Here is a 9,091-nt window from a genome sequence, read left to right as displayed (position 1 = left end):
GTTCGTTTTCCTTTAAGATCTTGATGATCTGACTTTCGGTAAATCTACTTTTTTTCATCGGACAGTTTAATGGTTTAAAGTTAAGAATTTCGAATTTTAAACTGTCTTATTTTTAGGGAAGGCTACACTATAATTTTACTGGCAACATTAATATCTTGTCAAAACGAATCCAAAAACCAAGGATATTCAATCAATGGAATCGCAGAAAATGTACCCGACAGCGCCAAAATTTTATTATACCTCTATCCAAAAATAGATGTAATTGCAGATTCTACTTTTGTAGTCAATGAGAAATTTCAATTTAATGGGAATGTAAGTCGTCCGAGATTAGCACATTTAAGAATTATCGAAAGTAGAGATGACAAAACGTTTTGGTTAGAAAATCAAAAAATGGATTTCATAGGCAGGAAAGGTGATTTTTCTAACGGGAAAATAAATGGCTCTGAGACACAGAAAGAATCCGAAGTGCTTTTAAAAAGAAAAGATTCTATTTTTAAAGAAATGGAAAGGCTTGAAGCGCTGGTCACGAACAAAAATCGAGACTCACTTTTTGCGATTTATGAAAAAATGCAGGATGTAGAAATTGAAATTAATAATCAATTTATTGAGGAATATCCCAACTCTTATGAAAGCCTTACTCGTCTTAATTGGTCAAAAGAACGAATGGGAAGTGAAAAAACAGCCAAAGTCTTCTCACATTTAAACTTGGAATTAAAGTCTACTGAAGAAGGAAAAGCAATAGCAGAGTTCATTGCTAATTATAAAGACTTAAAAATCGGGTACAAATTTGTAGATTTTGAACAGCCCAATATCAATGGGAAAATGGTAAAACTCTCGGAAATACATAAAAAATACACTCTTGTAGAATTTTGGGCTTCTTGGTGTGGTCCTTGTAGAAGTTTCAATCCGGAACTGGTTGAACAATACAAAATATACAAGGACAAAGGATTTGAAATTTTCGGAGTATCATTAGATACCGACAAAGAAAAATGGAAAAAAGCAATAGAAAAGGATGGGTTGATTTGGGAAAATGTAAGTGATTTAAAAGGAAATAATAATCAAGCTGCGACGATTTATGGGGTCAGGGATATTCCCGACAATTTTTTGATTGATGAAAAAGGTATAATTATCGCCCGATTCATAAGAGGAGAAAAACTAGAAAAGAAATTAAAAGAATTATTTGATAATAATACCAGCTTGTAACAGCGTTATTATGCATAACATAACTCACTCAAATCCAAAATGAAAGAAAAATTTATTGAAGCCTTAAAATCTGTTCAAAACCCAACTGTAAATTCAAGTTATGACTTACAGACTTGGAAAGCTAAAGCTATAAATATTATTAGTAGAATATATGGAGATGACAGTAAGCAAGAAGAACAAATTAAAGAAATAAAATATCAAAGCTATCTTTCTTTTGGAACTATTGGCGGAAGAAATACACCTTCTACTCGTTCTGGTGGCGGAAACAATGGTAAAAAATGTGAAAAGCAAGCTCAAGAATTAATAGAAAGTTTTATTTACGACCTTGAAACTTTTGATATTCCTGAACCGAAACAAACTGAAAAAAGTGGAGGAATAAATATATCTCTTCACCAAAACCAAAATCAAACTGTTAATGTAAATGTCATTTGGGAATCAATACGTGACGAATTGAAAGGTAGCCAACTAAAAGAAATTGAAGAAATAATAAACGATAATGATGAACCTCAATCGAAAAAGAAAAGAATATTTGACAAAGTAAAAAGTTTCGGAACAGATGTAGCGACTAATATTATTGCAGGAATATTGACAAATCCGGCAATTTATGGTGGATAAAATACTACACCCAACAAAGATGGTAGATGTTGCACAACCCATTAATTTAAAAACCACAACATACAAATAAGCCCTTTTAAGGGCTTTTATTTTATGCTGTAAATTCTTGTAACTTAAAATTAAAGAGGTTAAAAAGACGTAGGAAAGGCTACAATTTTGCGGCTTAATTTAGTTGTGAGCTAAAATTTAGAGGCTTAAAAAGCGGTAAAATGTGTTGCCTGAGTGTTTTAAGATAAAACAAACACCTTGACCTTGCATACTTGTTGCTCCACTCCCGATAGCTATCGGGATTGTGTGTTTTTCTATAAATTTCAGATATTTTTAAGGTTGTAAGCAATGGCAGTCAGAGCTGCATACATTTGTTCGCTTGTTTAATGCCTATGGTATTCCCTTTTTTAAGCCCCATAAATTGGGTAAGGCTATAGCACAACGTACATAAAAAATAGCGGTTTTGCTGCTTAAAAGCAAATTTTTAGTGAAGGCTACATTCTAACCCACCTACTGATCAATGCAGGTTTGACGTGTTAAATTTTCAGTTTTTGACCCTAAGAAGTTTTGAATTGCGTGGGCAATGCATTAAATTGTTCAGAAACTCAAACTAAACCTGTTGACACGTATTATGAAAATGAATACATCGGCTGACCAATATTTTATTGACGGCTGTGGACGTTGTCCACTTGGAGGCACACCGGACTGTAAGGTACATCATTGGACCCCTGCACTTAAATTATTGAGAAAAATAGTCCTTGACTGTGGCCTTAGCGAGGAATCAAAATGGGGTGTACCCTGTTATACGTTCCGGGACAAAAATGTGCTCATAGTGAGTGCTTTGAAAGACTATTGTTGTCTCAGTTTTTTTAAAGGGTCCTTGTTAAACGACCAGAAAAACCTTTTAGTGAAGCCCGGGCCTAATTCACAAGCAGCCAGGTTATTCAAATTCACAGACACCGATGAGATCATAGCTATGGAAAGTGAGCTGAAGGCTTATATTTTCGAAGCCATAGAAATAGAAAGGGCCGGTTTACATGTTACGTTCAAAAAAAATCCGGAACCTATTCCCTACGAGTTGGAAGTGAAATTTGAAGAAGACCCTGTCTTGAAAACTGCCTTTGAAGCATTAACCCCTGGAAGGCAGCGGGGTTACCTCCTCTATTTTTCACAACCTAAACAATCAAAAACAAAAGTATCGAGGATTGAAAAATGCGTGCCCATGATATTGTCCGGTTTAGGATTACACGACAAGTATAAATCCGGGAAAATGTAGCCATCTCCTAATACAGGCAAAAGATGTAAAACAGACCTTATCATATGCAAAACCAAAACACACTTACCCCTTATATCTATATCATTATAACAGCTTCGACACTAACTCTCCTTCTTATGGTTCTTATCCATGCTGATGTGGATTGGAGCCTTGCCTGGATATTTTCCGGCTTCTTACTGTATATCCCGTTACTCTTTACTGAGAACCGGGTATGGAGGGGGCTGGTGATCGCCGGAGAATACCTTTTTCTGTTGTTTATTTTTTGGGTGTTTATGATGTTGGCCAAGTATAAACCGGGAGAAGAACTGGTCCCACTAGTTCTATTTATCATACATTCGTTTATACGGTTATTTCTTTTTTTTAAAGTACTGGGCAGCCGTTATCCCCTGTCCCTGGCCATAGCGATTACTCTTTTAATAAGCATTCCGGTATATGGGTACGGAACCACGGAATATTTTAAATTAATGTGAAGGCAGCACAGTAAAAGTTCCAAAGGCAATGCCGGATAAAATTAAAACAGTCTCCAATACAATTAACAATGAACGATTTCACTACGGTACCATTCAAAGACATCAAATCCCTGCTCCCCGAAGATTGCTGGATGATGGAGCAGTATAATGCAACGGGTGAATTTAACGATGAAAAGGTCATTTTCCTCTCGGGTAACCAACAACTGGAAAGCCTGGACCTTGATTTTCCAGGGATTGATGATGAGAAGACCCCCATACTGGTCCTGGTACAAGGGAACCTGCGCATCCGTACTATTTACAACCGGGAAACCGATGGCGCCACGGGCCTGATCGTGCTGGGCGACCTGGAGGCTGAACATATTGTTGTCGGGGGACAGGAAATTTACATCACCGGTAACCTGAACGTAAGCGGGCTCTATTGGGGCGACTATAACCACGGGAACCTTGTGGTGTTGGGAGCCGCAGGGATCACTGCATTTATAAGTACAGATTACGGTTTTGAGTTCAGGGGAGGTCAAGAAACCCTTAGCATACAACACTTCTTTTGGGACGAACGCGAGGATGAATTTGTACGTGAGAGGCTGGCCACATTGCTGCTGCCGGATTGCCTGTTGGAAGAAGAAGACCTGATCGACGAGCCCTACAGCTACAAAGATTGGTTGAACGATTACCAGATCCTCCACAAGTTGGAAAACGGGGAACCGCTGCTGTTAGCAGAGCCAAAAGCATACGGATACTCCGGGGAAACCATCCCCTTTGTTTTTGAAAGCCATGAATTCAATACCGGTAACCTCGTCCGGTTGCGGGAATCGTCCCTCTTCCTGGATGGGATTCCGGCCGATGCAAAAGAGCGAACGCAAGAGATCGCATACTGGAAGGATGATATATTCAAAAGGGTTATGGCCACCAGGGATGTACCCTGCTCCGAAAGGGTTTATTTTCAAAAAGCAGACCGGGCCCTGTTCATTCACTGGGAAAAGCAGGAGCAGCATATAATAGGCAGGTTCACCGGCCAAAAACCACAATATAAACTGGCAGTGCTGTGCCGGGTGCTCAAAGACCAAAAGGAGACCGATTGGCATTATTACGATCCCCAGTTGCCCGCCCACAGACCCTTCGGGGAAATGACCCAACCCCTGTGGGAAGACCTGTTGGATCAATGGAGCGAAATGGAATACTGGAAAAAGCGGTTTACTGAAACGGTCACCAGGGAAAAAATTGACAACATACTCGCCCTCCCCCTGGTCAGGGAAAAACACAGTGATTATTACAACGATGAGGCCGAAGACATTTGGCTGGGGTCTGCCAGCTGGCAATTTCGCCAAAGCGATAATCCACGTGGCCACTGTGCGCGTATCAGTATCATTATGCAACAAAGTCCGGGCAATACGGAGAGCGATAATGTATTTGATTTCTATCACTATGATATCAGGGAACTAAAAAACGGGAAAACCGTACCATTGCTATACACCCAGAAGGATGATGGCTACCAGAGCAACACCTTTGAAGTGGCCATTGCCGATACCGGGAAATACCGCAATGCCATCCGTTATTTTGAGCAACTGGAAAAGCACATTTACCGAATGAATCAGGACTATTTGAATGAAAAACCTCAAAAATAATATCATGGACATTTTTGGCTTAAAAAGTAAAGTCCCCCGAGGAGGGAAATGGTCGTTGATCGTACTATTCGGGCTATCGATCGGGCTGACCTCCTGCGACAGTATGCAAAATTTACAAGGCTACGTGGTGGATGCCGAAACAGGAAAGCCCGTTACCGGGGCGACCTACAGGCAGTATAATAAGAAAAAGGAACTGAAAGACACCGTTGGCCCTTATGGGGGGTACCAACCCCCCAAGACAGACAGCCTGGGGTGGTTCCAGGGGTATCAGATCGTCAATGGCTTTCCCGGTGGGCCACGAATGAAAATACGTATTGAAAAAGAAGGGTACCAACCGGTAGACATCAGGTGGAAACCGCGGGCAAACAGCCGTGATACGTTGAAAATCCTGTTGGAAAAAGGGATTGCTAAATGATCGCAAGGAAAAATGAACTTGCCAGGCCGTACTACAAAACAGTCCATTTGAATACTACGGTTGACCACGCTGTTTACAAGGGGCATCCCCCATCCTTTTCTTTTACCCTTCTTCGATCGGATTGGTATTATGACAGTTTTTCTTTCACATCACTCTTGGGGTTAATCCATTAAGAATTTCCGTAAAACCGTTTAATTTTTTATGTTTTTATTTGAAGAATGTGAAAAATTCCCTTTGGGGTATTGTTAGTATTTTCTTTTATATTTATCATAAGTTAACGATAACCTAAAACAAAAAGTACTGATATCCGGAAATCAATTCCGTATATCAATACTAAAAACTGGTTGTGCAAAATTTTAAAGAAAACCCGAACTATAAATGAAATATTTTACAATCACAATCCTACTTCTGATAACATCTAAAATCAATTCTCAAAATAAAGAAACAGTGCAGTGGATAAACCAACATCTGATAGAAATTGAAGATGCAAACCCCGATTCTACGCTAGAAAATTTCATTGCTAATATTCCTGACAAATTTCAAAATGCTAAAATATTTGGATTTGGAGAAGCAACTCATCACGGCAAAGAATTCTTCACTATAAAAACCAAATTTTTTAAATATTTAGTTTTAAAAATGAATGTAAAAGCTTTTTTAATGGAAGAATCTTATCCCGCAGAATCCGGAATAAATGAATGGATAACTGGTGGGAAAGGCAATCCAGAAACTATAGCTACTAATTTCAGTATTGTTCCCTGGCGTACTAAAGAAGTTGTAAACCTTCTAAAATGGATGAGAAGTTATAATTTGAATAAATCAAAGAATGAACAAATTCAATTCTATGGAATAGATATTCAGTATGTAGGAGGCATAAACAAAAAAATCAGAGATTTTGTAAAAAAACACAAGATAAAAATTAATGAAAACTTACTTTCTGCTGTAGATAGATGTGTGGATAAAAAAGTTGATTATAATGCATCCACGGATTGGGCTGATCGAAATATTCCAGAACTGGAAAAAGTTAAAAAAATCATATGGGGTTCCCAATCCGATTCTTCTAGTGAAACCAAGGATATTCTTAGAGCATTAGACTATCTTATGGGTTATACATTCTACGTACAAAATCATAAAAGCCAAATTCGGGATTTAAAGATGTTTGAAAATGCCAAATACATAATTGATAATTTAACTACCAATGGGAAGGCTTTTATTTGGGCGCACAATGAACATATCAACAATCTTGAAATGTTATCCTATGGTAGCGGATGGACTAATCTAGGAGCACGTCTAAAAAAACAATATAAAGATAAATACTACAGCGTAGGTTTCGATTTCGGGATTGGTAATTTAAGAGGTTATGTCGCAGAAAAGAACAAACCAAATCATTGGGAAGTATATTCATTAAGACAACCATACAAAAAAACATACTCCGCAACTTTGTTCGAAGCAGATAATGACATTTATTTTATTAGTTTAAATCAGGCAAAAGATGATTCTATAGATTTTTTCGATAAAAAAGAGAAACAATTAATTTTAGGAGCACCAGGTTATAATCCGAAAAATTATCATTTAATTAAAAAGAGATTCTCTGAAATGTATGATGGGTTAATATTCATAAAAAAAATTTCAGTTCCAGATTATAATTTAGATCGGGTATAAAACTTTGCACCACAACTCATAGCCTAACCGGTACACTTATGAAAAAAGTTCTTTTTATAACCTTATTTTTAAGTTTTAAACTTTGTTTTGCCCAAACAACTGTTGAGAAAATCGATTTATCCGATTGTGCCCTTGAATTGACAAAACAAAAGGTAGTCTATGACCCAAGCTACTTCTCGATTACTTATCCAAATGGAGACGTTCCAAGCGACAAGGGTGTTTGTACCGACGTTGTGATCCGTGCCTATCGTAAAATCGGGATTGACTTGCAAAAAGAAGTCCACGAGGATATGAAAGTTAACTTTAGTGCGTATCCGAAAATTTGGGGCCTTAAATCAACGGACAAAAATATAGATCATCGGAGGGTTCCGAATCTGATGATATTTTTTAAACGGAAAGGTGCGGAAAAACCTATATCAGCAAAAGCAACCGACTATAAACCTGGAGATATTGTTTGCTGGAATTTGGGTGGGGCCATAACACATATTGGAATTGTAGTTGACAAAAAATCCAGAGACGGAAAACGGAATTTAATAGTCCATAACATTGGTAGCGGACAAGTTTTAGAAGATTGTCTTTTCGATTTTAAAATTATTGGACACTATAGATATAAAATATAAATTCATGCACACCAACGTGTAAAAATAATTGCTTGCACATGCAACCATTCTTTCACAAACATGTTGGGGGCAATACAAAAAACAATGGTAAAAGAAACATTCCTAAATCTAATCAAAAAATATTCGGACAACGAAGACTACAATTTGGAATGTTGGAACGAAATAGAGCAAAACTATTCATCCAAATCCCGACACTACCACACACTTGAACATTTGCATAATATGTTGTCTGAATTAAACGGAATAAAGCCTCAAATAGAACATTTAGACGCTTTTTTGTTCTCGGTCTTTTATCACGATGTGATTTACAGACCGACCAAAAAAGACAATGAATTACAAAGTGCCATTGTTTTCGACAAAAGAATATCCAAAACAACTTTTCAAAGTATAGAAAAATGCGTACAACAAATAAAGGCAACTAAAGAGCATAAATTATCTTCAGATAGGGATACAAACTTTCTCCTGGATATTGACCTTTCAATTTTAGGCAAACCAACAACCGAATATCAAGTTTACTGTCGGAACATCAGAAAAGAGTATAAAATATATCCGGACTTCATGTACCGAAAAGGGAGAAAAAATGTCCTGAAAAACTTATTGAACTTGGACTCTATCTTCAAGACTGAATTTTTCAAGGCCAAATACGAAAATCAAGCCAAAGAAAACATAATCAACGAACTAAACCAATTAAGCTAATGGGAGTATGGAAAAAGCTCTTCGGGGTAAACCAACGACAACAACCAGAAGAACTATATCAGACGGAAATCACAAATACCTATATAAAAGTAACCCACCCGAAAAGGGATGACGAACAAATCAATTGGGACGAAATAGAAGAAATAAAACTTGTAAACACGGACGAAGGCCCCTTTTTACCTGATGTTTGGCTGATTTTAATGGGTAACGGAAAAGGGTGTTCGATTCCCCAGGGTTCTGAGGGTTGGAATAAAGTTTACGACATTGTTTCAAACTATGAAGGATTTAATTTTGAGAACGTGATAAAATCGGCAAGTTGTACCGACAACAAGACATTCGATCTATGGAAACGCTGAAAAAGTACAGCCCCAAAAGCAAGCAAAACAAAAAATGAACAAGGTTGATAACATAAAGAAAAGAACATCCCAAAATTGGGAATTGAAAAACATTCAGATTTCTCACAACTTAATAGAGTATCACTCTTTTGACAAAATTAGAACAGCTAACGATACGAATTGCGTTAGGCT

At 37.5% G+C, this 9,091-nt stretch carries 10 protein-coding genes and 1 pseudogene; 10 read left to right on the top strand and 1 reads right to left on the bottom strand.

Features of this window, described 5'->3' with window-relative positions; translation table 11 throughout:
- The first annotated feature begins 93 nt into the window (after positions 1-93).
- Complete coding sequence (locus KN811_RS21635; RefSeq protein WP_345725313.1) at positions 94-1,203, top strand: redoxin domain-containing protein; 1,110 nt, start codon at positions 94-96, stop codon at positions 1,201-1,203.
- Positions 1,204-1,242: 39 nt separating this feature from the next.
- Positions 1,243-1,818, top strand: a complete 576-nt coding sequence (locus tag KN811_RS21630; RefSeq protein WP_216335038.1) for a hypothetical protein — start codon at positions 1,243-1,245, stop codon at positions 1,816-1,818.
- A 163-nt stretch (positions 1,819-1,981) separates the two neighbouring features.
- Here the strand turns inward: KN811_RS21630 and KN811_RS22165 are convergent.
- Positions 1,982-2,239, bottom strand: a pseudogene (locus tag KN811_RS22165) (IS1182 family transposase); the annotation flags it as partial.
- Between the two features lie 198 nt (positions 2,240-2,437).
- On the opposite strand from KN811_RS22165, the gene KN811_RS21625 reads away from it, so the two are divergent.
- The 8 genes from KN811_RS21625 (at position 2,438) to KN811_RS21590 (ending at position 8,920) form a co-directional block, all read left to right on the top strand.
- Positions 2,438-3,082 carry a YdeI/OmpD-associated family protein gene (locus tag KN811_RS21625; protein ID WP_345725309.1) on the top strand — a complete coding sequence of 215 codons (645 nt, stop codon included), beginning with the start codon at positions 2,438-2,440 and terminating at the stop codon, positions 3,080-3,082.
- 44 nt (positions 3,083-3,126) lie between these two features.
- Positions 3,127-3,552, top strand: a complete 426-nt coding sequence (locus tag KN811_RS21620; RefSeq protein ID WP_187967685.1) for a hypothetical protein — start codon at positions 3,127-3,129, stop codon at positions 3,550-3,552.
- A 68-nt stretch (positions 3,553-3,620) separates the two neighbouring features.
- Entirely contained in the window at positions 3,621-5,174 is a 1,554-nt protein-coding gene (locus KN811_RS21615; protein ID WP_187967684.1) for a hypothetical protein, read from the top strand.
- Positions 5,155-5,589, top strand: coding sequence for a hypothetical protein (locus tag KN811_RS21610; RefSeq protein ID WP_216335037.1), 435 nt, complete (start codon positions 5,155-5,157; stop codon positions 5,587-5,589). Before KN811_RS21615 ends, KN811_RS21610 begins: the two co-directional genes overlap by 20 nt.
- A gap of 378 nt (positions 5,590-5,967) precedes the next feature.
- Positions 5,968-7,248: an erythromycin esterase family protein gene (locus tag KN811_RS21605; protein ID WP_187967682.1), complete on the top strand. Its 1,281-nt coding sequence runs from the start codon at positions 5,968-5,970 to the stop codon at positions 7,246-7,248.
- A 38-nt stretch (positions 7,249-7,286) separates the two neighbouring features.
- Positions 7,287-7,868: a DUF1287 domain-containing protein gene (locus KN811_RS21600; protein WP_187967681.1), complete on the top strand. Its 582-nt coding sequence runs from the start codon at positions 7,287-7,289 to the stop codon at positions 7,866-7,868.
- Positions 7,869-7,952: 84 nt separating this feature from the next.
- A complete protein-coding gene (locus KN811_RS21595) occupies positions 7,953-8,564 on the top strand; it encodes an HD domain-containing protein (protein ID WP_187967680.1) in 612 nt (203 codons plus the stop codon).
- Positions 8,564-8,920, top strand: a complete 357-nt coding sequence (locus tag KN811_RS21590) for a hypothetical protein (protein WP_187967679.1) — start codon at positions 8,564-8,566, stop codon at positions 8,918-8,920. The genes KN811_RS21595 and KN811_RS21590 overlap by 1 nt, the downstream gene beginning before the upstream one ends.
- Positions 8,921-9,091: the final 171 nt, after the last annotated feature.

Source organism: Sinomicrobium weinanense, assembly GCF_018863395.1.
Lineage (GTDB): Bacteria > Bacteroidota > Bacteroidia > Flavobacteriales > Flavobacteriaceae > Sinomicrobium > Sinomicrobium weinanense.
This window is presented reverse-complemented; position numbering and strand designations above follow the sequence as displayed.